Source organism: Streptomyces sp. NPDC053076, from assembly GCF_044546845.1.
Classification (GTDB): domain Bacteria; phylum Actinomycetota; class Actinomycetes; order Streptomycetales; family Streptomycetaceae; genus Streptomyces.
In genome coordinates this window covers 39,531-64,096 of record NZ_JBITZL010000011.1, presented here as the reverse complement: position 1 = coordinate 64,096, position 24,566 = coordinate 39,531, and the positions used below count along the sequence as shown (strand labels likewise).

The 24,566-nt window shown below is 71.3% G+C and carries 19 protein-coding genes and 1 tRNA gene; 5 read left to right on the top strand and 15 right to left on the bottom strand.

Annotated features, from left to right (window positions below):
* Window positions 1-43: 43 nt before the first annotated feature.
* Together ACIGYR_RS33825 and ACIGYR_RS33820 are read right to left on the bottom strand one after the other, a co-directional pair.
* On the bottom strand, window positions 44-2,248 hold the full coding sequence (locus ACIGYR_RS33825) for an MMPL family transporter (protein ID WP_399607460.1): 2,205 nt from the start codon (window positions 2,246-2,248) through the stop codon (window positions 44-46).
* Window positions 2,249-2,347: 99 nt separating this feature from the next.
* The gene (locus ACIGYR_RS33820; RefSeq protein WP_399607462.1) at window positions 2,348-2,995 is read right to left on the bottom strand and encodes a TetR/AcrR family transcriptional regulator; all 648 of its coding nucleotides are present in this window, start codon (window positions 2,993-2,995) and stop codon (window positions 2,348-2,350) included.
* 188 nt (window positions 2,996-3,183) lie between these two features.
* On the opposite strand from ACIGYR_RS33820, the gene ACIGYR_RS33815 reads away from it, so the two are divergent.
* The gene (locus ACIGYR_RS33815) at window positions 3,184-6,564 is read left to right on the top strand and encodes a S41 family peptidase (RefSeq protein ID WP_399607465.1); all 3,381 of its coding nucleotides are present in this window, start codon (window positions 3,184-3,186) and stop codon (window positions 6,562-6,564) included.
* Window positions 6,565-6,897: 333 nt separating this feature from the next.
* On the opposite strand, the gene ACIGYR_RS33810 is transcribed toward ACIGYR_RS33815, so the two are convergent.
* From ACIGYR_RS33810 to ACIGYR_RS33795, 4 genes are all read right to left on the bottom strand, one after another.
* Window positions 6,898-7,101, bottom strand: a complete 204-nt coding sequence (locus ACIGYR_RS33810; protein ID WP_391846897.1) for a hypothetical protein — start codon at window positions 7,099-7,101, stop codon at window positions 6,898-6,900.
* 90 nt (window positions 7,102-7,191) lie between these two features.
* Window positions 7,192-8,076: an SDR family oxidoreductase gene (locus ACIGYR_RS33805; RefSeq protein ID WP_399607469.1), complete on the bottom strand. Its 885-nt coding sequence runs from the start codon at window positions 8,074-8,076 to the stop codon at window positions 7,192-7,194.
* Window positions 8,073-9,068: an alpha/beta fold hydrolase gene (locus ACIGYR_RS33800; protein ID WP_399607471.1), complete on the bottom strand. Its 996-nt coding sequence runs from the start codon at window positions 9,066-9,068 to the stop codon at window positions 8,073-8,075. The genes ACIGYR_RS33805 and ACIGYR_RS33800 overlap by 4 nt, the downstream gene beginning before the upstream one ends.
* The gene (locus ACIGYR_RS33795; protein WP_399607474.1) at window positions 9,065-10,642 is read right to left on the bottom strand and encodes a flavin-containing monooxygenase; all 1,578 of its coding nucleotides are present in this window, start codon (window positions 10,640-10,642) and stop codon (window positions 9,065-9,067) included. Before ACIGYR_RS33795 ends, ACIGYR_RS33800 begins: the two co-directional genes overlap by 4 nt.
* A 232-nt stretch (window positions 10,643-10,874) precedes the next feature.
* Between ACIGYR_RS33795 and ACIGYR_RS33790 the strand changes: the two genes are divergently transcribed.
* Window positions 10,875-11,495 (top strand): MerR family transcriptional regulator, encoded by a 621-nt coding sequence (locus ACIGYR_RS33790; protein ID WP_399607572.1) that lies wholly within the window; start codon window positions 10,875-10,877, stop codon window positions 11,493-11,495.
* 25 nt (window positions 11,496-11,520) lie between these two features.
* Here the strand turns inward: ACIGYR_RS33790 and ACIGYR_RS33785 are convergent, their stop codons facing one another.
* The gene (locus ACIGYR_RS33785; protein WP_399607476.1) at window positions 11,521-12,324 is read right to left on the bottom strand and encodes an exodeoxyribonuclease III; all 804 of its coding nucleotides are present in this window, start codon (window positions 12,322-12,324) and stop codon (window positions 11,521-11,523) included.
* A 79-nt stretch (window positions 12,325-12,403) separates the two neighbouring features.
* On the opposite strand from ACIGYR_RS33785, the gene ACIGYR_RS33780 reads away from it, so the two are divergent.
* A complete protein-coding gene (locus ACIGYR_RS33780) occupies window positions 12,404-12,880 on the top strand; it encodes a GNAT family N-acetyltransferase (protein WP_399607479.1) in 477 nt (158 codons plus the stop codon).
* A 240-nt stretch (window positions 12,881-13,120) separates the two neighbouring features.
* Here ACIGYR_RS33780 and ACIGYR_RS33775 read toward each other — a convergent pair.
* The 7 genes from ACIGYR_RS33775 to galU form a co-directional block, all read right to left on the bottom strand.
* Window positions 13,121-13,194, bottom strand: a tRNA-Ala gene (locus ACIGYR_RS33775).
* A gap of 83 nt (window positions 13,195-13,277) precedes the next feature.
* Complete coding sequence (gene glpR / locus ACIGYR_RS33770) at window positions 13,278-14,498, bottom strand: gephyrin-like molybdotransferase receptor GlpR (protein ID WP_399607481.1); 1,221 nt, start codon at window positions 14,496-14,498, stop codon at window positions 13,278-13,280.
* A 178-nt stretch (window positions 14,499-14,676) separates the two neighbouring features.
* Window positions 14,677-15,363 (bottom strand): GNAT family N-acetyltransferase, encoded by a 687-nt coding sequence (locus ACIGYR_RS33765; RefSeq protein ID WP_399607482.1) that lies wholly within the window; start codon window positions 15,361-15,363, stop codon window positions 14,677-14,679.
* Window positions 15,364-15,383: 20 nt separating this feature from the next.
* Window positions 15,384-15,920: a molybdenum cofactor biosynthesis protein B gene (locus ACIGYR_RS33760; protein WP_391846882.1), complete on the bottom strand. Its 537-nt coding sequence runs from the start codon at window positions 15,918-15,920 to the stop codon at window positions 15,384-15,386.
* Entirely contained in the window at window positions 15,917-16,429 is a 513-nt protein-coding gene (gene moaC, locus ACIGYR_RS33755; RefSeq protein WP_399607485.1) for a cyclic pyranopterin monophosphate synthase MoaC, read from the bottom strand. Before moaC ends, ACIGYR_RS33760 begins: the two co-directional genes overlap by 4 nt.
* A 129-nt stretch (window positions 16,430-16,558) precedes the next feature.
* On the bottom strand, window positions 16,559-17,881 hold the full coding sequence (gene glp, locus ACIGYR_RS33750) for a gephyrin-like molybdotransferase Glp (RefSeq protein WP_399607488.1): 1,323 nt from the start codon (window positions 17,879-17,881) through the stop codon (window positions 16,559-16,561).
* Window positions 17,878-18,789, bottom strand: coding sequence for a UTP--glucose-1-phosphate uridylyltransferase GalU (gene galU / locus ACIGYR_RS33745; RefSeq protein WP_399607490.1), 912 nt, complete (start codon window positions 18,787-18,789; stop codon window positions 17,878-17,880). The genes glp and galU overlap by 4 nt, the downstream gene beginning before the upstream one ends.
* Before the next feature lie 134 nt (window positions 18,790-18,923).
* Between galU and ACIGYR_RS33740 the strand changes: the two genes are divergently transcribed.
* Complete coding sequence (locus tag ACIGYR_RS33740) at window positions 18,924-19,505, top strand: 5-formyltetrahydrofolate cyclo-ligase (protein WP_399607493.1); 582 nt, start codon at window positions 18,924-18,926, stop codon at window positions 19,503-19,505.
* A gap of 147 nt (window positions 19,506-19,652) precedes the next feature.
* On the opposite strand, the gene ACIGYR_RS33735 is transcribed toward ACIGYR_RS33740, so the two are convergent.
* On the bottom strand, window positions 19,653-22,529 hold the full coding sequence (locus ACIGYR_RS33735) for a penicillin acylase family protein (protein WP_399607496.1): 2,877 nt from the start codon (window positions 22,527-22,529) through the stop codon (window positions 19,653-19,655).
* Between the two features lie 192 nt (window positions 22,530-22,721).
* On the opposite strand from ACIGYR_RS33735, the gene ACIGYR_RS33730 reads away from it, so the two are divergent.
* On the top strand, window positions 22,722-24,248 hold the full coding sequence (locus ACIGYR_RS33730; RefSeq protein ID WP_399607575.1) for a potassium/proton antiporter: 1,527 nt from the start codon (window positions 22,722-22,724) through the stop codon (window positions 24,246-24,248).
* The last annotated feature ends 318 nt before the right edge of the window (window positions 24,249-24,566 follow it).

The window sequence follows — 24,566 nt, the reverse complement described above, 5'->3', positions numbered from 1 at the left end:
CCACGGGCACCCTCACCGGCCGCTCTGTCTCAGGCGCGGTACGTCAGACGCGTACCAGCTCCTTCTCCTCGCCGGCACCGGCGTGGGTGCGCAGCCCCTCGCCCTCGACGTCCACGTTGGGCAGCGCGCGGTCCAGCCACTTCGGCAGCCACCAGGCCCGCTTGCCGAGGAGGGCGAGGACCGCCGGGACGACGGCCATGCGGACGATGAACGCGTCGAAGAAGACGGCGATCGCGAGGCCGAAACCGATCATCTTGACCATCGACTCGCTGGAGCCGATGAAGCCGGAGAAGACGGCGATCATGATGACGGCGGCGGCGGTGACGACCCGTGCGCCGTGCCTGAAGCCGGTCACCACCGCCTGGCTGGGCTTCTCGCCGTGGACGTACGCCTCCCGCATGCGGGTGACGAGGAACACCTCGTAGTCCATCGCGAGACCGAAGACGACGCCCACCATGAAGATCGGCATCATCGACATGACCGGGCCGGTCTCCTCGACGCCCATCAGGCCGGACAGCCAGCCCCACTGGAAGACCGCGACGACGGCGCCGAGCGCGGCGAGCACCGACAGCAGGAAGCCGAGGGCCGCCTTCAGCGGGACCAGGACCGAGCGGAACACCACGATCAGCAGGAGGAAGGCCAGGCCGACCACCAGAGCGAGGTAGGGCAGCAGGGCGTCGTTCAGCTTCTGCGAGACGTCGATGTTCATCGCCGTGGAGCCGGTGACCAGGACCTGGGAGTCGGTCTTCGCGGCGATGTCCGCGCCCTTGCCACGGATGGCGTGCACCAGGTCCTCGGTGGTGGCCGAGGACGGCTTGGAGTCGGGGACCACGGTGATGGTCGCGGTGTCGCCGGCCTTGTTGGGCGCGGCCGGGGTGACCGTGACGACGTCCTTCAGGCCCTTGATCTCGTCGCCGACCTCGGTGAACGCGGCCTTGGGGTCGGCGCTGTCCTTGGCGTCGACGACGACCATCAGCGGGCCGTTGAAGCCGGGACCGAAGCCCTCGGAGAGGAGGTCGTAGGCGCGGCGCTGGGTGGTGGAGACGGGCTGGGAGCCGTCGTCGGGCAGGCCCAGTTCCAGCGAGGTGGCCGGGAGCGCAGCCGCGCCGAGGCCGAGCACGCCGAGCAGGAGGACGGCGACCGGGCGGCGGACGACGAAGCTGGCCCAGCGGGTGCCCATGTTGGGGCGGGCCGGCTTCTTCGGCGTACGGCCGCCACCGAGCAGTTTGCTCTTCTCGCCGGCCGGCTTGATCTTGCGGCCGGCGTAGCCGAGCAGCGCCGGGATCATCGTCAGCGCGATGAGTACGGCGATGGCGACCGTACCGGCCGCGGCGACGCCCATCTTGGTCAGCATCGGGATGTTGACGACGGACAGGCCGACCAGGGCGATGACGACGGTCAGACCGGCGAAGACCACCGCCGAGCCCGCCGTACCGACGGCGCGGCCGACGGCCTCCTCGCGCTCGCGGCCCTCGGCGAGTTCGGCGCGGTAGCGGGAGACGATGAACAGGGCGTAGTCGATGCCGACGGCGAGGCCGATCATCGTCGCCAGGGTGGAGGTGGTGGAGCCCAGGTCCAGGGCGCTGGCGAGCGCGGTGATCGAGGAGACGCCGATACCGACGCCGATGATCGCGGTCAGCAGCGGCAGCCCGGCGGCGAGCAGGGAGCCGAAGGTGATGACGAGGACGACGGCGGCGATCGCGATGCCGATGATCTCGCTGGATCCGGTCTCGGGCGTCGCGCTCAGCGCGTCACCGCCGACCTCGACGGTCAGTCCGGCGTCCCGCGCGTCCTGCGCGGCCTCCTTCAGGGCGTCCCGGGTGGAGTCCTCCAGCTCCATGCCGGAGACCTTGTACTTCACGGAGGCGTAGGCGATGGTGCCGTTCTTGCTGACGGCGTGCCCGGTGTAGGGGTCGGCGACGGAGGCGACCTCGGAGCCGCTTGCCAGCTCCTTGACGGTCTTCTCGACGGTCGCCCTGTTGTCGGCGCCCGTCATCTTCCCGCCGCTGGGGGCCTTGAAGACGACGCGGGCGGTGGCGCCGTCGGCGCTCATCCCGGGGAAGCGCTGTTCCAGCAGGTCGAAGGCTTTCTGAGCCTCTGTGCCGGGGATGGAGAAGGACGTGTTGCCGGCTGCCGGCGCGGAGGCGGCGCCCACCCCCGCGAGGGTGAGCAGCGCGACCCATATGAGGGCGACGAAGTGCCGTCGCCGGAAGGCGAGCCGGCCGAGTTTGTAGAGGAACGTGGCCACGGAGGCGTACTCCCGGTCAGGTCGTGGGTTCAGGGCAGGGGCGATCAGCCCGACGACGTGAGCGGTGACGTCAGGTGGTGGGCTTGCTGGGGAGAGGTGTCAGCCGGTGCGAACGCCGAGGGCGGGGAGGACCACGGCGTCGATGTACGACAGCAGGAAGGACTGGGTGGGCGGCTGGTCGTCGATCATCGTGCGGGCGGCGAACCCGCCGATCATCATGTGCATCACGTAGTCGATCGCGGGGTTGTCCGCAGGGACCTCGCCGCGGTCGATCGCGCGTTGCAGCACGCGACGGAATTCCGCCATCTCCGGCTCGATGAGATGTTCCCGGAACGCCCGCAGGAGGTCCGGGTTGCCGTGGACGGCCATGGCGAGGGCCCGCATCAGCGAGGCGTTCTGCGCCATCTCGCAGTCGTCCGACTTGAGGGTGAGGGCGTGCAGGTCGCCCTTGAGCGACCCGGTGTCGACCTCGTCGGCGGTGCCGCCCCGCTTGTTGTGCCGGACCGCTTTCGCGACCAGCTCGGCCTTGCCGCCCCACTGGCGGTAGAGCGTGGCCTTGCTGGACCGGGTGCGGGCGGCCACGGCGTCCATGGTGAGGGCGTCGTAGCCGACCTCCCGGAGCAGGTCGAGCACGGCCTCGTACAGCTCGGCCTCGCGCTCGGGCGTGATCCGGCTGCGGCGTCCCGGTGCGAGCACCGGTTCCCCCGGAGCGGCTGACGCGGCGTCCCTGGCTGCGGCCTCGGTCATGCCCGTCACCTTCCCGCTCCGGAGCCTTCTTCTTCGTACATCCAAGAAGATACCCCCAGCACCTGCGAAACGAAACCGTTTCGTACGTGTGTTGGGTCACGAAGGTGAAGGCCCCATAAGCCCCCGCGAGCCCCCGCTCACGCCGGCCACGAGTTGCTGCGGGCGTTTGCCCGGAAAAGCATGGGAAGGTGAGCTATCTGCGCCTTCCCCACCTCAGCGGCGACCTGCTGTGCTTCGTGGCCGAGGACGACCTCTGGCTGGCCCGCCTCGACGCCCCGGAGCGCGCCTGGCGGCTCACCGCGGACCGCACCAAGACCGGCCACCCCCGCTTCTCGCCGGACGGCCGCCGGATCGCCTGCACGACCTGGCGCAGCCTCGTCCCCGAGATCCACCTCGTCGACGTCGACGCCGGCGGCCCCTCGCGGCAACTGACGTACTGGGGCAGCCCCGACACCCAGGTGTGCGGCTGGACCCCCGAGGGCGACATCCTGGCCGTGGCCTCCCACGGCCAGCCCTTCTCGTACTTCACCTGGGCCTACAAGGTCCCCGTCGCCGGCGACCCGGACGGCCGGCTGCCCTGGGGCCCGGTCACCGACATCCAGGTCGCCGACCTCGACGGACAGCACAAGACCCTGCTGCTCACCGGCACCCCACCGCACGAACCGGCCTCCTGGAAGCGCTATCGCGGCGGCGCCATGGGCCGTCTGTGGCTGCACGGACAGCGCCTTCTGCCGGACATCGGCGGCCATCTGGCCTGCCCCATGTTCATCGACGGCCGGATCGCCTTCCTCTCCGACCACGAGGGCGTCGGCAACCTCTACTCCTGCGCCTACGACGGCACCGACCTGCGCCGGCACAGCGACCACGACGCCTTCTACGCGCGGCACGCCTCCAGCGACGGCGCCCGGGTGGTCTACCAGTGCGCGGGCGACCTGTGGCTGGTGGACGACTTCTCCCCGAACGGCGAACCGCGCCGGCTCGACGTCCGGCTCTCCGGACCGCGCACCGGCCGCCGCCCCTACCAGGTGCCGGCCGCGCAGAACATCGACGGCATCTCGGTGGACGAGACCGGCCGGGCCAGCGCGGTCGTCGTCCGCGGCAGCCTGTACTGGCTCACCCACCGCGACGGCCCGGCCCGTACGATCACCGACCCGCCCGGCGTCCGGGTCCGGCTGCCGGAGATGCTGGGCTCCACCGGCCAGGTCGCCTACGTCACCGACGCCGAGGGCGCGGACGCCGTCGAGATCGCCCACCTCCCCCGGGCCACCGGCGACCGCGCGCCCCGCCGGCTGGCCTCCGGCGCACTGGGCCGCGTGCAGGAGATGGTCTGCGACCCCCTGGGCGAACGGCTGGCCGTCGCCTCGCACGACGGGCGGCTGTTGCTGATCGACGTGACCGAGGAGGAGGGGGCGCAGGGGGCGGAGGAGGGCAGTCAAGGGGAGCTGCCGGCCGAGGACAGCACGGAGGCGACGGGAAGCGACCGTGACACCGGCGCCGGTACCGATGCCGGCCCAGCCACCGCCGAGGAGCCCGGTTCCGCCGGTTCGCACGGCACGGTGTCGGAACTGATCCGGTCCGTCAACGGCCCGGTCCGCGACCTCGCCTTCTCCCCCGACGGCTCCTGGCTCACCTGGTCGCACCCCGGTATCGGCCGCTCCCTGCGCCAGATCAAGCTGGCCCGCATCAAGGACCGGCTCATCGTGGACGTGACCAACGGCCGCTTCGAGGACGAGAACCCGGTCTTCACCCGCGACGGCCGCTATCTGGCCTTCCTCTCCTGGCGCGGTTTCGACCCGGTCTACGACGTCCATACCGGCGACCTCTCCTTCCCGCTGGGCTGCCGCCCGTACCTGGTCCCGCTCTCCTCGGCGACCCCCTCCCCCTTCGCCGTCAACCCGGAGGGCCGCCCGGCCGCCGGCGGACTCGACCCGATGGAGGACGAGGAGACCGGTGAGGCCGGCACGGTGACGGTCGAGGTGGAGGGGCTGGCGAACCGGGTCACGCCCTTCCCGGTCATCGCCTCCAAGTACTCCGCGCTGTGTCCGGTCGCGGGCGGCGGCCTGGTCTGGCTGCGCTGGCCGATCTCCGGCGCGCTGGGCGAGACGTTCGTCAACCCGGCGGACGTCAGCGGCCGTCCGACCCTGGAGTACTTCAACATCTCCAAGGCGAAGAAGTCCGAACTGGTCGACCACCTGGACTGGTTCGCGGTGAGCGGCGACGGCACCCGGCTGGTCGTGGTGGACGAGGGCGACCTGCGGGCGGTGCCGTCGACCGAGGTCGGCGACGGCGACACGACCGTCTGGATCGACCTGCGCCGCATCCTGCACGAGGTGGACCCGCCCGCCGAGTGGCGCCAGGCGTACGACGAGGCGGGGCGTCTGATCCGCGCCTACTTCTGGGATCCGGGCATGTGCGGCATCGACTGGGACGCGGTGCTCGACCAGTACCGTCCGCTGGTCGAACGGGTCGCCTCCCCCGACGAGTTCGCCGATCTGCTCCGCGAGGTCCTCGGTGAACTCGGCACCTCCCACGCCTATGTGAGCGCCGCGCGCCGCAACGAGGGCCCGGCCCCCTACCAGCGCTGGCAGGGCCTGCTCGGTGCCAACCTCGTCCGCCGCGACGGGCACTGGGCGGTCAGGCGTATTCTGCCCGGCGACTCGTCCGACTCCAAGGCCCGCTCACCGCTGGCCGGCACCGGTATCCGCGAGGGCGCCGTCCTGACCCACGTCGACGGCCGCCCGGTCGACCCGGTCACCGGCCCCTATCCGCTGCTCGCCGGCTCGGGCGGTACGACCGTGGAGCTGACGTTCACCTCGGCGGAGGGCGACTCCGGGCGGGCCCGGCGGATCGCCGTCGTCCCGCTCATCGACGAACGGCCCCTGCGCTATCAGGACTGGGTGGCCAAACGACGGCAGGTCGTGCGGGAGTTGAGCGGCGGCAAGTGCGGCTACCTGCACATCCCCGACATGGGCGGCTCCGGCTGGGCCCAGTTCAACCGCGACCTGCGCATGGAGGTGTCCCGGCCCGCGCTCATCGTGGACGTGCGCGGCAACGCGGGCGGGCACATCAGCGAACTCGTCATCGAGAAGCTGACCCGCACCATCCTGGGCTGGGACCTGACCCGGGACGCCGAACCGGTGTCGTACACCTCGAACGCGCCCCGCGGGCCGGTGGTGGCCCTCGCCGACGAGGCGACCTCGTCGGACGGTGACATGATCACCGCCGCCTTCAAACTGCTGGAACTCGGCCCGGTCGTGGGCCAGCGCACCTGGGGCGGAGTCGTCGGCATGACCGGCCGGCACCGCCTCGGCGACGGCACGGTCATCACCGTCCCGATGAACGCGGCCTGGTTCGACGCGTACGGCTGGTCCGTCGAGAACCACGGTGTCGCCCCCGACCTGGACGTCCTGCGCACCCCCCTGGACTGGGCGGAGGGCCGCTACCCCGTACTGGACGACGCGGTCCGACTGGCCCTGGATCTCCTGAAGTCCTGCCCCGCGGCGGTCCCCCCGGACCGCAGCGACGTCCCGAACCGAGCCAGGCCGAAGCTTCCGCCAAGGCCCCGGTGAAACGAGCGGCACGCCGCGAAGGGGCGCGGGAGAACCGCGCCGGAACCCCCGCGCGGGGAACCGCGCGAGAACCCCCACGTGGGGAAACCCGCGCGAGAACCCCCACGTGGGGAACCGCGCATGGGAAGCCGCGCGAGAACCCCGCTGGCCCGCACCGACGGCACGGACGGACCGGCGCCCCAGGCCCGCACCCGACGGCGCGGACGGACCGACCCGACGGGACACCGACGAGACACCGTGGGGACACCGTGGGGACACCGACGGGACACAACGCAAGGTGCCCTCCGCGAAGGAGGGCACCCCACGTCATTCGGCCAAGGCCGAGCGCAGCGACTAGGCGTCGTAGTCCTGGTCGAAGCGGTCTTCCACCTGCTGCTCCGTGTCCTGGATGTCACGGTGGTTCTCGCCGCCCCGCTCGTGCTGCGGGCGGCCCTGACGGTTCTGCTGCTGACCGCGCTGGCCGGCCTTCTCGCGGGCCTGGTCCATCTTTTCCTTGGCCTGGTTCTGGATCTGGCTCGACTTGTCCTTCATACCCATGTGGGTTCACTCCCGTGGTGAGGGTGGGGATGCGGCCCCTCAGTGGGGCCTCGACCAGATTCACACGGGCGAACACGGGCTGCATGTCGATCAGTTACGCTGGGTAGCGCGCGCCGCCTCATCGGCCTCCCCACCTGCGCCGACGAGCCCGGAGCGCATTCCTTGCAGCCGGGGCGCGAACCGCTTCATCTCGCGCTGCCCGACCGTCCCGATGACCGCCGGCAGATACCCGCGCACGCCCTGCATGCCGCGCAGCCACCACTGCCCGTACACGTGCGCCGAGCGCCGCTCTATCCCGGCGACGAGCCGGTCCACCGCCGGTCCCAGCGGGTACGTCTTGTTCGACGGCCACGGCAGCCGCTGCCGCAGCTCCCGCATGACGTCGTCCTGGTCGGCGCCGCGCACCATGTCGGTGTCGGTCCAGGACAGGTAGCCGACGCCGACGCGCACACCCTGGTAGCCGACCTCGGCGCGCAGACTGTGCGCGTACGCCTCCACGCCCGACTTGGACGCGCAGTACGCCGTCATCATCGGCGCGGGCGTGATCGCGGCGAGCGAGGCGATCTGCAGCAGATAGCCCCGGCTCTCGACCAGCACCGGCAGGAACGCCCGCGCGGTCACCGCCGAACCGATCAGGTTCACCTCGATCACGCGCCGCCACGCCTGCGGATCGGAGTCGGCGAAGGGACCACCGGTCGCCACACCGGCGTTGGCCACCACGATGTCGACCTTCCCGAAGCGTTCCTTCACCTCCCGCGCGACCCGGCTCATGGTCTCGTGGTCGGTGACGTCGGCGTACCAGTAGGCGCTCTCGCTGTGCAGGCGCCCGCAGACCTCCTTGAGCGCCTCCTCCTCCAGCCCGACCAGCGCGACCTTCGCCCCGCGCGCGGACAGCTTGCGCGCCAGCAGTTCACCGACGCCGCGCGCCGCTCCCGTGACGACCGCGACCTGTCCTTCGAGGCTGACCCTGCTCATGCGTCCTCCTTGAGCTGCGCGGGGATGGAACCGTGCGCGTCCGCGGGGCCGGCCCCCGTGACGTAGGTGGTGACGAGTTCCCGGATCCGGCCGGTCACCTGCTCGGGGGCCTCGATCGGGGTCATGTGGCCGACGCCGGTCAGCTCGGTGAGGCCGACGCAGTGCGGCAGCGCGGCGACCAGCGCACGGGCGTGCACGGGAGGCGTGAGCCGGTCGGAGGCGCCGTGCAGCACCGCGGTGGGCACACGCAACTCCCGTACGCCGTGGTCCAGATCGAGCGCCGCGAGTACGGCCCCCCACGCGTGGCGCACGGCGCGCGGACAAGCGTGCACGATACGCGCGCACGCCTCCACCCGGTGCGCGGCGGAACCGGCGCCCATCGTGGCGTACTTGAGGATGCTCTTCGCGACCGGCGTGACCGGCCCGAGGGGAGCACGCGAACCGAGGGCCCGCCCGGTGATCCAGGTGCGGGTGCGTCCGGCGCGCAACGGCAGCACGCGCGCCTCCGCGATCAGCCGCGAACTGCCCGTGCTGCACAGCAGGACGGCGGCGGCGTGTTCACGGAAGCGGGGGCGCTCGGCCGCGGCCATGGCCGTCATGCCGCCCATGGAGTGGCCGACGATCAGCGCCTTCTCCCCGCGCGTCAGTGTCGTCGCGAGCACCGCTTCGAGATCGTCCGCCAGCGCCTCGGTCGTGCACGCGGGGCTCGCGGGGCTACGCCCGTGTCCCCTCTGGTCGTAGGCGATCACCCGGTGATCGGCCGCCAGGTCCCGTATCTGGGCCGCCCAGAACGCCGTCGAGCAGGTCCAGCCGTGGGAGAGGACGACGGGGGGCGCGTCCTGCGGGCCGTGCACCTCCACGTGCAGCCGGGCGCCGTCGGCGGAGGTAACGGTGAGCGTGCGGGTGGGGACGGGCGGGGCGTACGGGCCAAAGGTGACGGAGGCGGCACGGGCACCCGGGGCGCCGGAGCTGGCGGAGGCACGCCGGCTCATGCGGTGGCCTCGCTCCGCTTGGCCGCCGCGACGGCCGCCGCGCCCTTCGGGGCCTGCGCGCGCTTCTGCGTCGACGGCCTGCGGATGACGTCGTACTCCGCCAGGTCCACCCGGCGGGTGGCGCTGCGGAACTCGGTCGTCGTACCGGGCCAGACGGTGGTGTTGCGACCGCTGGCGTCCAGGTACCAGCTGGTGCAGCCGCCGGTGTTCCACACGGTCCGCTTCATGCGTTCCTGGACCTTGTCGTTCCAGGCATCGACGGCGGCGGGCCGGGCGTCGAGGGCGGTACGGCCTCCCCCCGTGCCGTGAGGGCCTGACGGGACCCCCAGGACGTCGAGCTGGCGCAGGTAGTCGGCCATGTAGTTCAGCTGGGACTCGATCATGAGGATCATGGAGGAGTTCCCCAGGCCGGTGTTGGGCCCGATGATCGTCATCCAGTTCGGGAACCCGGCCGCCGAGGCGCCGCGCAGCGCCCGCATGCCGTTCTTCCAGGACTCCGCGAGGGTGATGCCCTCCGCGCCGACCACGCGCTCGGCGATGGGCATGTCCGTGACGTGGAAGCCCGTTCCGAAGACGATCGCGTCGACCTCGGCCTCCGTGCCGTCCGCCGCGACGACGGTCGACCCGCGGATCTCGCTCAGCCCGCTCGCGACGACGTCCACGTTGGGCCGGGCCAGCGCCGGATAGTAGGCGCTGGACAGCAGGATCCGCTTGCAGCCGATGCGGTAGTCCGGGGTGAGCTTGGCACGCAGGGCGGGGTCCTTGACGGCGCGGGCCATGTTGCGCTTGGCGAGTCGTTCGACGAGGCCGAGTTCGTCCGGGCGCTTGGTGAACGCCTGCACCTGCAGTTCCCGGATGCCCCACAGCAGTCCGCGCCGGGCCTGGGCGGTGACGGGCAGCCGCCGGTGCAGCCAGCGCTCGGCGCCGCTGACGGCGCGGTCGATGCGGGGCATCACCCACGGCGGGGTGCGCTGGAAGAGGGTGAGCCGGCCGACCTGCGGCTGGATGGCGGGCACGATCTGGATCGCGGAAGCCCCGGTGCCGACCATGGCGACCCGCTTGCCGCGCAGGTCGTAGTCTTGGTCCCAGCGAGCGGAGTGGAACACCTTGCCCGGGAACGACTCCAGCCCCGGGATCTCGGGGATCTTCGGGTCGGACAGCGGCCCGGTGGCGGAGACGACGACGTCGGCGCTGAGCGAGCCGCGCGTGGTCTCGATGTTCCACCGCAGGTTGTCGCTGTCCCAGGTCATCAGCTTGACCTCGGAGTCGAGGCGGATGTGCGGGCGCAGTCCGAAGAGGTCGGTGACGTGCTCCATATAGGCGCGGATGTGGCGCTGCCCCGAGAAGGTGCGCGGCCAGTCCGGGTTGGGCGCGAAGGAGAAGGAGTAGAGGTGTGAGGGCACGTCACAGGCGCACCCGGGGTAACTGTTGTCCCGCCAGGTACCGCCGACGCTGTCGGCCCGCTCCAGGACGGCGAAGTCGGTGATTCCCTCCCGGCGCAGCCGCACGGCGGCCCCCAGCCCGCCGAACCCGGACCCGATCACCGCCACCCGTACATGCTCGTGCTCGGCCATCCCGAAGCCTCCACGCATCACCTAGAAACCCTGCCAGTGAACACTGGCGCAATGGGACTGTAGGGCAGCTCCGTACCGAGCGGTAGGGGGCGGGGGAAGGAAAGTTACCGCCGGTACGCCATAGGCTGCGGGAGTGGCAGAGGACGCAGAACACCCGGACACCCGCCCGGAGCCGGCCGGCCCGCGGACGCACCCGGAGCCGGCGCACCCCGGCGCCCCGCGCGAGTACCGCATGGAGGAACTGGCCCGGTCGGCCGGCATCACCGTGCGCACCCTGCGCTTCTACCGCGAGCGCAAACTGCTCCCGCCTCCCCGCCGCGAGGGCCGCATAGCCTGGTACGACGACCATCACCTCGCCCGGCTGCGCACCATCGCCGCCCTGCTGGAGCGCGGCCACACCCTGAACGGCATCGCGGAGCTGGCCGAGGCGTTCGACCACGGCCGGGACGTCGCCGACCTGCTCGGGGTCGGCACCCCCACCGAGGAGGAACCGGTCCGCCTCACACCCGAGGAACTCGCCGCCCGCTTCGAGGGCGAGGTCACACCCGAGAACCTCGCCACCGCCATGGACCTGGGCTATCTCGGCACCGACGGCGACGAGATCGTCCACATCAGCCGGCGCCTGCTGGACGTCTCCTCCGCACTGGTCCGCGAGGGCATCCCGCTCGCCGAGGTCCTGACGGCCGCCACTCGCGTCCGTGAGCACGCCGAGGCCCTGGCCGAACTCTTCTCGGACGTGATCCTGCGCCACGCGCCCGAGGAGGATCTCCAGCGTCTGCGTCCGCTGGCCCGCAGCGTCGTGGAGGCGGAACTCTCCCTGGCGCTGGACCGCCGCCTGAGCAAAAGCGACTGAGCGCCCGCGCAGCCGCTCCCGGTTGCTAGACGTCGTAGACGACGGTCACCGGCGCGTGGTCCGACCACCGTTCGGCGTGCGTGGCCGCGCGCTCCACGAAGCCCTTGACCGCCCGGCCGGCGAGCCCGGGCGTGGCGACCTGGTAGTCGATGCGCCAGCCGGAGTCGTTGTCGAAGGCCCGCCCGCGGTACGACCACCAGGTGTACGGCCCCTCGGCGTCGGGGTGCAGGGCGCGGACGACGTCGACGTAGCCGCCGTCCTCGGCGGCGAACACCCGGCCGAGCCAGTCCCTCTCCTCCGGCAGGAAGCCGGAGTTCTTGGTGTTGCCGCGCCAGTTCTTGAGGTCGGCCTGCCGGTGGGCGATGTTCCAGTCGCCACAGACGACGACCTCGCGCCCGTCGGCGGCGGCGCGCTCGCGCAGCTCCTTGAGGTGGGCGAGGAACTCGCCCATGAAACGGATCTTCTCGTCCTGCCGTTCGGTGCCGACCTCACCGGAGGGCAGATAGAGGGAGACGACGGTGACGCCGGGCAGCTCGGCCTCGACGTAGCGCCCACTGCCGTCGAACTCGGCGGAGCCGAAGCCGATCCGGACCCGGTCGGGCTCGCGCCGGGTGTAGAGGGAGACGCCCGCTCGGCCCTTGGCGGCGGCCGGGGCGTGCACGACGTGCCACCCTTCGGGCTGCCGGACCTCCGCGGGCAGCTGGTGCGGCTCGGCACGCACCTCCTGGAGGCAGACGACGTCCGCGTCGGTCCCGGCGAGCCACTCCACGAAGCCCTTCTTCGCGGCGGCCCGCAGCCCGTTCACGTTCACCGAGGTCACAGTCAGCACCAGGGCACGATACCGGCACACTGGTCCGGGTCCGCACAACCCGGCATCCCACCCTCTGCATAGAAGTACGATACTCAGTATGATTATACGTCGCGTTCGCTTCGACCACCCCGACGCCGTGAAGCTCAACGACGAGGTCCAGGCCGAGTACCACCTGCGCTACGGCGACGGGGGCGACGCCACGACCCTCGATGCCACCGACTTCGCCCCGCCCCGGGGCGCGTACCTGATCGCGTACGACGAGAACGACCGCCCGGTGGCGACCGGCGGCTGGCGCAGCCAGGACGACAACGGCGAGGGCAACGAGGACGGCGACGCCGAACTCAAGCGCATGTACGTCGTCGAGGGGATGCGCGGCCGGGGGCTGGCGCGCCGCATGCTCACGGCCCTGGAGGAGGACGCCCGCGCGGCCGGCCGGGTCCGCATGGTCCTGGAGACGGGGACCAAACAGCCGGAGGCCATCGCCCTGTACACCTCCAGCGGCTACGCGCCGTGCGGGAAGTTCGGCTACTACCGCGAGTACGAGGAGAGCCGTTGCTTCGCCAAGCGGCTCTGAGGCGCGTGGCACCGGCTTCCCCGCGGCCCCCATCGACAGCTTCGGTGGGGGCACCGGATTCCTCGTGACGCCGTCGCGGCACGCGACGAGACACCGCGCGGCGCGCTATGTGATCCCTGTCACGACAGAGCACCGACGGCTCCGGAAACGGCTCCGGAAACGACGAAGATCCCGACCGATCGTGATGATCGGCGGGATCTTCGCTCACCGCTCCCGAGCTGACTCAGGAACAGTCGTGCGTGGACCTGAGGGGATTTGAACCCCTGGCCCCCTCGATGCGAACGAGGTGCGCTACCGGACTGCGCCACAGGCCCTTGCAACGAGTGAAACTTTAGCATCCCGATCGGGGTGCTCGGAAATCCGCTCCGCGGCCGGTCAGGGCGGGGTGGGGGCGGGGCTATTCGTTGGCCGCGCGCGGGCGGTCGCCGTCCTCGTACTGATCGAAGAGGGGCGTCCGTCCGCGCTCACGGGCCCGGCGGGCCGAGGCCGCGGCGGGGTTCCCTCCGCGCGAGCGCCTCCGGGCGTGCGGCAACGCGTCGCCACGGCCGGCCGCCGGCTTGCCCCCGGACGCCGGCTCCGGCTCACCCGCCGCGCTCTGCGGCGCATGTCCTGCCTCCTGCTCCGGCACGACCGCGCTGGAACGCGCCGAACTCCATGTGTCGGGCGCCCCCAGATCCACGTCGGAGGTCGCGCGCGGAGCGACGGGCGCGGTGACGTAGGTCGGCAACGGCACGGGCACCGGATCCCAGCTGTCCCCGTGAGCGGGCCGCCGCTGCCGCTCCCGCTGCTGGTCGACCCATTCGGCGTGGTCGGTCTGCTCGACGAGGGCGCGCCGGTCGGCGGCGAGCGCGGAGAGGCCGGTGTCGGTGTCGGCGCCCGGAACCTCGTCCGCATCGCCGGCGCCGGTGCCCTCCTCGGCGGACGCGCGTCGGCGCGGCTGGCGCTCACGCAGGCGCTGGGCGGCGACCTCGGCACGCCGGCGGTCCATCTGGTAGGCGAAGCGGCGACGCTCCTGCGTACGCAGATAGGCGATGTACGCGCTGAGCGTGACGGCCGGCACGCCGGGCACCCACAGGAACGCGAGCCCGCCGACGGCGGCGGCGATCGCGCCGACCGTGAAGGCGAGGAAGAGCATCACGGTGGTGCGCCGACGGCGCGCGAGCACCTTCGAGCGCTGGGCGCGCGCCGCGGCCGTCTGCGCCGAGGACGCGCGCCGCACCACCGGTTCACGCTGCTGGGCGGGTACGGAGGGGGACGTGGGGGCCGGCGCGGTGCTCTGGTCACGCGCTGGTTCGCCGCCGCCGGGCGCCTCGGGCCCGGCCTCCGTGCTGACCTGACGGCGGGTCGGAGGCACGGCGAAGGACCGGACGTCCACCGAGTCGGTGACCACGTCCGGTTCGCGGGCGTCCGGCTCCCCCTCCTGGGCGGAGCGCGCTCGCAGGTCCCTGGCGTATCGGCGCTCCATGCCCGCCCGTCCGGAAAGCAGCCGGATGGCGGTGCTGAAGCGTTCCGTCGGACGGGCCTCGTTCAGCTCGTCCTGCCTACGGAGCCACATCGGCACCAAGTAGGCGGCCCAGGCCCCGACAATGACTGCGTAGATGAGGCCGCTGCTGCTCACGCCTTACACGGTAGAGGGGTTTGTGCGAGGCCATCCGCCAATTGGACCGGTGTGTCGCACGATCCGGCTGATATTTCCAGCTTTTTTTGCGACCGATGCGATCAGAGGGCCACTGCATCCGCGAATTCAACCGACCCGGGACGGTCAGCAACCGATCAATTTCGAACAAATATTCAATTCAGGGGCGCTCGGCGGGATTCCCCGGCGCGTTCCGGGGATTCCGCGTCGGGTCCGGTGTCCCCGCGGCGCCCCCGGGACCGTCCGACCGCTCGGTCCGCCGGGAGCGCGCCCGGCGCCACCGCGCGAGCAGCCCGTCGGGCACCTCTTCCGCGGTGAGCGCGTAGACGAGATGGTCACGCCAGGCGCCGTCGATGTGCAGAAAACGCGGCCGGAGCCCCTCCTCGCGGAATCCGAGTTTCTCCACGACCCGTCGGCTCGGCCGGTTCTCGGGGCGAATGCAGACCTCGATGCGGTGCAGGCCGACGGTGCGGAAACAGTGGTCCACCGCGAGCGCGACGGCCGTCGGCATCACCCCGCGTCCGGCCACCGACTCGTCCACCCAGTAGCCGACATGCCCCGAGCACATCGATCCCCAGGTGATCCCGGCCACCGTCAACTGTCCGACGAGCAGACCCCGGTATTCGATGACGAACGGCAGCATCCGGCCCGCCCCGGCCTCGGAACGCAAGTGCCGGACCATCTGCCGGAAGGTCGGCCGGTGAGTGATCGGCCCGCTCGGCGTGGGCGGCGGTATGGTCGCCTCCCAGGGGCGCAGCCAGTCCCGGTTGCGCCGGTTCACCTCGCGCCAGGCCCGCTGGTCGCGCAGCTTTATCGGCCGGAGGACGACATCGCCGTCCGCCAGCACGACGGGCCAGGAAGGGCTGTTCAGCTCGCACCCCCACTGCCGGGTCTGGGGTGGTCACCGCCGCGGATCTGGTCGACGGCGTGGATCAGCAGGGGCTCCAGCACCGCCAGGCCGTCCCGCACCCCGCCGCTCGACCCGGGCAGGTTGACGATCAGCGTCCCCCCGGCCACTCCCGCCAGGCCCCGCGACAGCGCGGCGGTCGGTACCTTCTCCCGCCCGTACGCCCGGACGGCCTCCGCGATGCCCGGCACCTCGCGGTCGATCACCGCGCGGGTCGCCTCGGGGGTGCGGTCTGTGGGCGAGATGCCGGTGCCGCCGGTGGTGACCACGACGTCGTACCCGGCCTCCACCGCCGCCCGCAGCACCGCTTCCACCGGATCCCCGTCGGGCACCACCTGCGGCCCGTCCACGGCGAACCCCATGCCCTTCAGGCCCTTCACGATCAGCGGGCCGCCCTTGTCCTCGTAGACACCCGCGGCGGCCCGGTTGGAGGCGGTGACGACCAGCGCGGCGTACGGCGCCGACAGCGCGCCGCCGAAGGTGTCGTAGTAGGTCATGCCCGGCTCCAGTCGCCCGACTTGCCGCCCGTCTTCTCCTCCACCCGCACGTCCGTGATGACCGCTCCCTTGTCGACCGCCTTGACCATGTCGATCACGGTGAGCGCGGCGACCGTCACCGCGGTGAGTGCCTCCATCTCGACACCCGTGCGGTCCGTCGTCCTGACGGTGGCCCGGATCTCCACGGCGTCGTCCGCGACCGACAGATCCAGTTTCACACCGGACACCGACAACGGGTGGCACAGCGGGATCAGATCCGGGGTGCGCTTGGCTCCCATGATCCCGGCGATGCGCGCGGTGGCGAGGGCGTCCCCCTTGGGCACCCCCTCACCGCGCAGCAGCTCGACCACGCGCGGTGAGACGAGGACACGTCCGGCGGCGCGGGCGGTGCGCGCGGTCACGTCCTTCCCGGACACGTCGACCATACGGGCCGCGCCCGCCTCGTCGATGTGCGTCAGTCGGTCCTGCACAGGGCGTCCGGGGGTCTCCCCCCGGGAAGGCACAGTCATGGTGTGTGGCGCTCCCGGTCCGGGCCCGGCGCGGTGCGGAGCGCGGGCCTGCTGTGGGCGACACGCTACCGCCAAGCCGGCGCGCACAGCGGACCAGGATCGTCCTGTGGACGGCCGCGCGCGCGTGCGTCAGCCGAGCAGCAGTACCTCCACCTCGCTGCCGGGCTCGACGGACTCGACGTCCTCGGGGACCACGATCAGCGCGTCGGCCTGTGCCAGCGCGGCGATCAGGTGGGAACCGGATCCGCCCACGGGGGCCACCTTCCCGTCGGCGTACGCCCCGCGCAGGAACTGGCGGCGCCCCTTGGGCGAGCGCAGTGCCTCCCCCGCCTCCAGGGCGGCCCGCGCGCGCGGCCGGTGGATCTCCGGGAGGCCCATCAGGGCGCGGATGGCGGGGCGGACGAACAGCTCGAAAGAGACGTACGACGACACCGGGTTGCCCGGCAGGGCCAGCAGCGGCGTGTGCTCGGGACCGATGGAGCCGAAACCCTGGGGCTTGCCGGGCTGCATGGCGAGCTTGCGGAACTCGACGCCGCTGCCCGCCACGTCCTCGTCGCCGACGTACGACAGCGCCTCTTTCACGACGTCGTACGCCCCCACGCTCACCCCGCCCGTGGTCACCAGCAGGTCCGCGCGGATGAGCTGGTCCTCGATGGTGGAGCGCAGGGTCTCGGCGTCGTCGGCGACGGCGCCCACCCGGTAGGCGATGGCGCCCGCGTCCCGCGCTGCGGCGGTGAGGGCGAAGCTGTTGGAGTCGTAGATCTGGCCGGTGGCCAGCTGCTCGCCGGGCTGGACGAGTTCGCTGCCGGTGGACAGGACGACCACGCGCGGGCGGGGGCGCACCCGTACCGTGCCGCGGCCGATCGCGGCGAGCAGCGCGATCTGCGGCGGCCCGAGGATCGTCCCGGCCGTGAGGGCCCGGTCGCCGGCCCGCACGTCGCTGCCCTTGGCCCGCACGTGCGCGCGCGCCTCGGCCGGGCGGTACACGTGCACCTGGCCCTCGGCGCCCTCGGGAGCCAGGCTGCGCGCCCGCATGCCGGTCACCGGGCCCTCGCCGATCCCGCCGTCGGTCCACTCGACGGGGACGACGGTCTCGGCGCCGGGCGGCAGGGGCGCGCCGGTCATGATGCGCGCGGCCTGCCCGGGGCCGACCCGCACCGGATCGGCCGCGCCGGCCGCGACGTCACCGACGACCTCCAGGACGGCCGGGAACTCCTCACCGGCGCCCGCGACGTCCGCGACCCGCACCGCATACCCGTCCATGGAGCTGTTGTCGAACGGCGGCAGGGACACCGGCACCGTGACGTCCTCGACCAGGACGCAGCCCTGGGCGTCGAGCAGTTGCAGCTCGATGGGTTCGAGGGGGCGGACGGTCGAGAGGATGTCCTCCAGATGCTCGTCCACCGACCACAGGTCGTCCGGGCCGGCGGGGCGGGTCACGGCGCTGCTCAAGATCGCTGCATCTCCTCGGCTACGTAACTGCGAAGCCAGGCCCGGAAGTCCGGGCCCAGGTCTTCACGTTCGCACGCGAGTCTGACAATGGCACGCAGATAGTCGCCACGGTCGCCGGTGTCATAACGGCGGCCCTTGAAGACGACGCCGTGCACGGGACCGCCGACCTTCTCGTCCTGGGCGAGCTGCTGGAGGGCGTCGGTGAGCTGGATCTCGCCGCCGCGGCCCGGCTCGGTCTTGCGCAGAACACCGAAGATGTTCGGGTCGAGGACATAGCGGCCGATGATCGCGTAACTCGACGGGGCGTCCGCCGGGTCCGGCTTCTCGACCAGTCCGGTCACCTTCACGACGTCCCCGTCGGTGGTGGCCTCCACGGCCGCGCAGCCGTAGAGGTGGATCTGCTCGGGCGCGACCTCCATGAGGGCGACGACGCTGCCGCCGCGCTGCTCCTGAACCTCGATCATGCGCTTGAGCAGCGGGTCCCGCGGGTCGATCAGGTCGTCTCCGAGAAGAACGGCGAACGGCTCGTGGCCGACGTGCGGAGCGGCGCACAGCACGGCGTGACCGAGCCCCCTGGGGTCGCCCTGGCGCACGTAGTGCATGGTGGCCAGATCACTGGACTCCTGCACTTTCGCGAGCCGTTCGGCGTCACCCTTCTTCCCGAGCGCCGACTCCAGCTCGTAATTGCGGTCGAAGTGGTCCTCGAGCGGGCGCTTGTTGCGTCCGGTCACCATGAGGACGTCATCGAGCCCCGCCGACACGGCCTCCTCGACCACGTACTGGATCGCCGGCTTGTCGACGACGGGCAGCATCTCCTTGGGAGTGGCTTTGGTAGCCGGCAGGAACCGGGTGCCGAGGCCGGCTGCGGGAATGACAGCCTTGCTGATCCTGGGGTGGGACTGAGTCATGCCCGCAACCTTATCCGGTGCCTTTGCTGGGATTGCCCGGCTCCAGATGATTCGTCTTCATATGACCTGCATTACGAAGGGTGCGAGAACGACCAGTGGAACACGTCGGACCTACGGGTGAGCCTGACAAGCGGATGTTGCGGCGAGAGCTCCTCAGGGTGAGGAACAGGTTGACGGCGGATGACGTCCACGAGGCGGCCCGCGCGTTGGCGGCGCGCGCCCTGGAGCTGCCCGAGCTGGCGCATGGGCGCACGGTGGCGGCGTACGTCTCCGTAGGGAGCGAGCCCGGCACGCTCGCGCTGCTGGACGCGCTGCGCGCGCGGGGCGTGCGCGTCCTGCTCCCCGCGCTCCTGCCCGACAACGATCTGGACTGGGGCGAGTACGCCGGTCCGGGCTCCCTCGCACGGGTCGAGCACTCCGGCAAGATGGCGCTTTCCGAGCCCTCCGGCGCGCGACTCGGCCCGGACGCCGTGACGGCCGCGGACGTCGTCCTGCTGCCCGGACTCGCGGTGGACGCGCACGGGAGGCGGCTGGGACGCGGCGGCGGGTCGTACGACCGTGTGCTGGCCCGACTGGAGCGCGCTGGCGCCTGCCCCCGGCTCGTGGTGCTGCTGTACGACGCCGAGGTCGTCGCGCGCGTACCGGCGGAGGCACACGACAAGCCGGTCCACGCGGTGGTGACGCCCTCGGGGGTGCGCCGTTTCCCGAACGCCTGACCGGGAGCCCCCGCCCGCCCGTCGTCCCGGCCGGCTCGCGCCCCGCATGGGAAACGGCTCTCCACGCGCGCGTGGAGGGCCGTTTCCCAGGTCCTCAGTGATGTGCCGAGCGGGGTTCCCCGGGCCGTCGAAGGCGCCGGGGAAGGCTCACGGCTCGAGGACGAGGGTGTCGCTCGTGCTCTTGTCCACCGCCTGGGCCGAGAACGACCAGGGCAGCAGCTCACCCTTGGCCCACTTGCTCGTCTGGTCCGTGTAGTGCGCACTGAACGCGTGTCCGGAGGCGCCGGACAGGTTGATCCACTTGGACTTGTCGAGGTCGGCGAGGTTGGCGACCATCCGCATGGACGGCACCCAGACGACGTTGTAGCCGCCGGCGGCGTTCCAGCCGCTCGCGTTCACCGTGGCCTCGCCGCCGCTGAGCTTCCAGGGGCCGCGATTGAGGATGTACTGCAGGACCTTGGGGCCCTCGGTGCCGAGCGTCTGGTTCTTCAGGAACAGACGGTGCAGCCGGCCCCAGCTCCAGGTGTCGATGTCCTTGCCGAGCTTGGCGGTCAGCTCCCAGCGGGCGTCGATCATGGCGCGGGCGAAGAGCTGGTCACGGTTGTTCGAGGCGGGACGGGTGCCCGACCTCGGGGTCTTCCACCAGTCGCTGTCGGGCTTGTCCATCAGGGTGCGCACGACCTCGAACCAGCGGTCGCCGCCGTCCGGCTGCGCCTGGTCCGCGTCGCGCTGACCGCACTCGCGCACCTTGGTGTCGTCGTCCACCGGGCCGGTGCTGTCGATCTTGTCGACCCACAGGCACTGTCCCTTGACGCGCACCTCCTTGGGGAGCTTGTTGCCGAAGGCGAGCTTGAGGATGTTGCGCCAGACGGCGTTGAAGTACGCGGCGGCGGCGGAGTCGGCGTCCTGGGTGTAGTCCCAGCCCTCCAGCAGCTCCTGCGCCTTGCGGACCTCCGGATCGTCGATGTCGATCTTCAGCAGCTTGGGCACCAGGAGCTTGGCGATCTCGCTGCTGTTGTCCAGCTGCATCTGCCGCATGTCGTCGGTGGAGATCTTGCCGCCGTCCTCGATCTTGGACTCGATCAGGTCGGTGATCCGCTGGCTGCGGGCGCCGTAGCCCCAGTCGGTGGTGAGCGTGTACGGGTACTTGCCCGGGTCGACCACGGCCTGGTTGGCGGTGACGATGTATCCGCGCTCGGGGTCGTACTCGTAGGGCAGCTCGTCCGGCTTGATGAAGCCCGTCCAGCGGTACTTCGACTCCCAGCCCGGCACCGGGACGGCGCCGGCGTCCTTGGCGGAGCGTGTGGGGATCTTGCCGGGCAGCGTGTAGCCGATGTGGTTGTCCGTGCTGGCGTAGATCAGGTTCTGCGACGGCACGTCGAACTTGGCCGCGGCCGCGCGGAAGCCGTTCCAGTCACCGGCCTTGTCGAGGGCGAACACGGCGTCCATGGAGGTGCCCGGGTCGAGCGCGGTCCACCTCAGGGCGATGCCGTAGCCGTCACCGCGGTCGGGCGCGGCCGCGTTCACGGATGCCTTCCTGCCGACCTGGACGAGTTCGTCGTCACGGTCGGACAGCAGCGGCATCCCGTCCTGGGTCTGCCGGACGACGATCGTCTTGGACTTGCCGCCGGCGACCTTGATGGTCTCCTCGCGGGTCTTGAAGGGCCGCACCTTGCCGTCGTACAGGTAGCCGTTCGAGCTGACCTTCTCCAGGTAGAGGTCGGTGACGTCGACGCCGGAGTTGGTCATGCCCCAGGCGATCTTCGCGTTGTGACCGATGATCACACCGGGCATGCCGGCAAACGTGTAGCCCGTGACGTCGTACTGGCACTTGCTCGAGACGGTCCGGCAGTGCAGGCCCATCTGGTACCAGACGGACGGCAGGGAAGCCGACAGGTGCGGGTCGTTGGCGAGCAGCGGCTTGCCGGTGATGGTGTGCTTCCCGGCCACTACCCAGGAGTTGGAGCCGATGCCCTGGCCGTTCACTCCTACGGCCGCGGGGAGGTCGTCCAGGGTGTGGGAGATACCCCCCAGCTGGCTCGTGAGGCCCGAACCCGTCCCGGTCCCGGCCGAAGAGCCGGTCGTGCCCGTCGTGCCGGTCGTGCCCGTCGTGCCCGTGGTGCCCGTCGTGCCCTGCGCGGAGCCCGTGGCGCTGCCCGTCGTGCCCTGGGCGGATCCGGTGCCGCCGGCCGTGCCCTGGGTGGAGCCGGTGCCGCCGCCCTGCTGGAAGGCCCGGGTCAGCTCGTCGTACCGGCCCTCCTGCACGATCGGCTTGTTGCGGCTGTACGGGTACGCCGGGTACAGGTCCTGGATCTGCTGCGGGCCGAGCCGGCTCGCCATCAGGGCGCGGTCGATCTCGTCCTGCATGTTGCCGCGCAGGTCCCAGGCCATCGCCTTCAGCCACGACACGGAGTCGACCGGGGTCCACTCGCCCGGCTTGTAGTCGTTGGTGAAGCCCAGGGCCGCGTACTCCAGGGAGATGTCCTTGCCCGCCTTGCCGTGAAGGTAGGCGTTGACTCCCTTGGCGTACGCCTGGAGGTACTTCTTCGTGGCGGGCGCCAGCTCGTGGTCGTACTCCTGCTGGGCCACCCGGTCCCAGCCGAGGGTGCGCAGGAACTCGTCGTTCGTGACCTGGCTCTTGCCGAACATCTCCGACAGGCGCCCGGAGGTCATGTGCCGGCGCACGTCCATCTCGTAGAACCGGTCCTGCGCCTGGACATAGCCCTGCGCCATGAACAGGTCCTCGTCCGAGGACGCGTAGATCTGCGGGATGCCGTAGCCGTCCCGCTTGACGTCGACCGGCCCCGACAGGCCGTCGAGCTTGATCGAACCGGTGGTCTGCGGGAAGGAGGCGCGGACCGTGCTGATCGACCAGTACGCCCCGTAGGCGACGCCTCCGATGATGGCCAGAACCAGTACAAGCACGACCAGTCGGGCTTTGCGCCCCTTCTTCCTGCCGGACTTGACGGACGTGGCACCCGTGGTGGCGGTGTCACCCGTTGTGGCGGTGGTGTTGGGGGGCATCGCTGTCCTTGCTGTCCTAACGCGAGCGGCAGGTCGGGCTGTGACTTTGAATGAGCGCTGGAGCAACCATAGGCGCAGGGCCCTGTGCCGCTTGACGCGGAGTCGGGAACCGGCGCGCACGAGCGTTCGATCTTGCCTCGGCGAACGTCAAGAAAGCGTCAAGAGTTAGGTAAGGTAACGAAGTAGCCGCAGATCTCGGAGGAGGAACGCCCGCTGACTGTTCACCACCTCAACCAGCTCCTGCTCGTCTGCTCCGTCGTCCTGCTCGTCGCCGTCGCGGCCGTCCGGATCTCCTCGCGCAGCGGGCTCCCCAGCCTGCTCGTCTACCTGGGGATCGGCGTCCTCATGGGCCAGGACGGCATCGGCGACATCCACTTCAACAGCGCCGAAGTGACTCAGGTCATGGGCTACGCGGCCCTGGTCGTGATCCTCGCCGAGGGCGGCCTGGGCACGAAGTGGAAGGAGGTCCGGCCGGTCCTGTCGTCCGCCTCCGTGCTCGCGACGGCGGGGGTCGCGATCAGCGTGGGGATCACCGCGGCGGGCGCGCACTATCTGGTCGGGCTGGAATGGCGGCAGGCGCTCATCATCGGCGCGGTGGTGTCCTCGACGGACGCGGCGGCGGTCTTCTCGGTGCTCCGCAGGATCCCCCTGCCCGCGCGCGTGACGGGCACCCTGGAGGCGGAGTCCGGCTTCAACGACGCCCCCGTGGTCATCCTGGTGGTCGCCTTCTCCACGGCCGGCCCGGTCGACCACTGGTACGTCCTGCTGGCCGAGATCGCCCTGGAGCTGGCCATCGGCGCGGCCCTGGGGATCGCCGTGGGCTGGTTCGGCTCCTGGGGGCTCAAGCACGTCGCGCTGCCCGCGTCCGGCCTCTACCCGATCGCCGTGCTCGCGATCGCCGTCACGGCGTACGCCGCCGGCGCCCTGGCGCACGGCAGCGGCTTCCTGGCCGTCTATCTCGCCTCGATGGTGCTCGGCAACGCCCGGCTTCCCCACTGGCCCGCCACGCGCGGCTTCGCCGAGGGGCTCGGCTGGATCGCGCAGATCGGCATGTTCGTCGTCCTCGGCCTGCTGGTCACCCCGCACGAGCTGGGCGACGACGTCTGGCCCGCCCTGGTCATCGGGCTGGTGCTGACCATGGTGGCCCGACCGCTGAGCGTGGTGTTCAGCCTGGCGCCGTTCCGGGTGCCCTGGCAGGAGCAGGCCCTCATGTCGTGGGCGGGGCTGCGCGGCGCGGTCCCCATCATCCTGGCGACCATCCCCATGGTGAACGGTGTCGACGGCAGCCGGCGCATCTTCAACATCGTCTTCGTCCTGGTCGTCGTCTACACCCTCATCCAGGGGCCGACGCTGCCCTGGCTGGCGCGCACCCTGCGGCTGGGCGAGCAGGGCGAGGCGTCGGACCTCGGCATCGAGTCGGCGCCCCTGGAGCGGCTGCGCGGGCACCTGCTGTCCGTCTCCGTCCCCGAGGGCTCACGGATGCACGGCGTGGAGGTCGGCGAGCTGCGGCTGCCGCCCGGTGCGGCCGTCACTCTGGTGGTCCGCGAAGGAAAATCGTTTGTGCCGCTGCCCACGACGGTGCTGCGGCGAGCCGACGAACTGCTGGTCGTCGCCACCGATCCGGTTCGTGACGCGGCGGAACGGCGCCTGCGCGCGGTCGCCCACGGCGGCAAGCTGGCGGGCTGGCTGGGCACGAACGGGGCGGGCGCCGGGCGTTGAGCACCGGCGGGAGCACTCGCCGTGACCCGCGCGAACTGGGAAAGCGCGCGTTACGGGAGGTTTTCGCACGGTTCACGCCCGTGTCAATCACAGGCGGACGACCTTGACGGTGCGCAGTTTCACAGGTGCACAAGACCTTGATCCCTGTAGTATTAAGGCACCCTGATCGAACCAACTCTGTCTGATGCAGAGCTGGCGCGACCGTATGGCGGCCGGAGCGCCCTCCCCAGTGGCACCGGTATCTACCGCAGTTCTGCGCAAGAGGACAGCTCTCGGCGCCCCCGCACGGGCGCGCTACCAGGCGGAAGAAAGGCACGG

Bases quoted from the DNA above. Each gene is read 5' to 3' on its own strand.
- moaC (WP_399607485.1), bottom strand. From the start codon at position 16,429: ATGACTGTGCCTTCCCGGGGGGAGACCCCCGGACGCCCTGTGCAGGAC.
- ACIGYR_RS33790 (WP_399607572.1), top strand. From the start codon at position 10,875: ATGGAGGAACTGGCCCGGTCGGCCGGCATCACCGTGCGCACCCTGCGC.
- ACIGYR_RS33740 (WP_399607493.1), top strand. From the start codon at position 18,924: ATGTTGCGGCGAGAGCTCCTCAGGGTGAGGAACAGGTTGACGGCGGAT.
- ACIGYR_RS33760 (WP_391846882.1), bottom strand. From the start codon at position 15,920: ATGACCTACTACGACACCTTCGGCGGCGCGCTGTCGGCGCCGTACGCC.
- ACIGYR_RS33820 (WP_399607462.1), bottom strand. From the start codon at position 2,995: ATGACCGAGGCCGCAGCCAGGGACGCCGCGTCAGCCGCTCCGGGGGAA.
- galU (WP_399607490.1), bottom strand. From the start codon at position 18,789: ATGACTCAGTCCCACCCCAGGATCAGCAAGGCTGTCATTCCCGCAGCC.
- ACIGYR_RS33780 (WP_399607479.1), top strand. From the start codon at position 12,404: ATGATTATACGTCGCGTTCGCTTCGACCACCCCGACGCCGTGAAGCTC.
- ACIGYR_RS33735 (WP_399607496.1), bottom strand. From the start codon at position 22,529: ATGCCCCCCAACACCACCGCCACAACGGGTGACACCGCCACCACGGGT.
- ACIGYR_RS33805 (WP_399607469.1), bottom strand. From the start codon at position 8,076: ATGAGCAGGGTCAGCCTCGAAGGACAGGTCGCGGTCGTCACGGGAGCG.
- ACIGYR_RS33800 (WP_399607471.1), bottom strand. From the start codon at position 9,068: ATGAGCCGGCGTGCCTCCGCCAGCTCCGGCGCCCCGGGTGCCCGTGCC.
- ACIGYR_RS33810 (WP_391846897.1), bottom strand. From the start codon at position 7,101: ATGGGTATGAAGGACAAGTCGAGCCAGATCCAGAACCAGGCCAAGGAA.
- ACIGYR_RS33795 (WP_399607474.1), bottom strand. From the start codon at position 10,642: ATGGCCGAGCACGAGCATGTACGGGTGGCGGTGATCGGGTCCGGGTTC.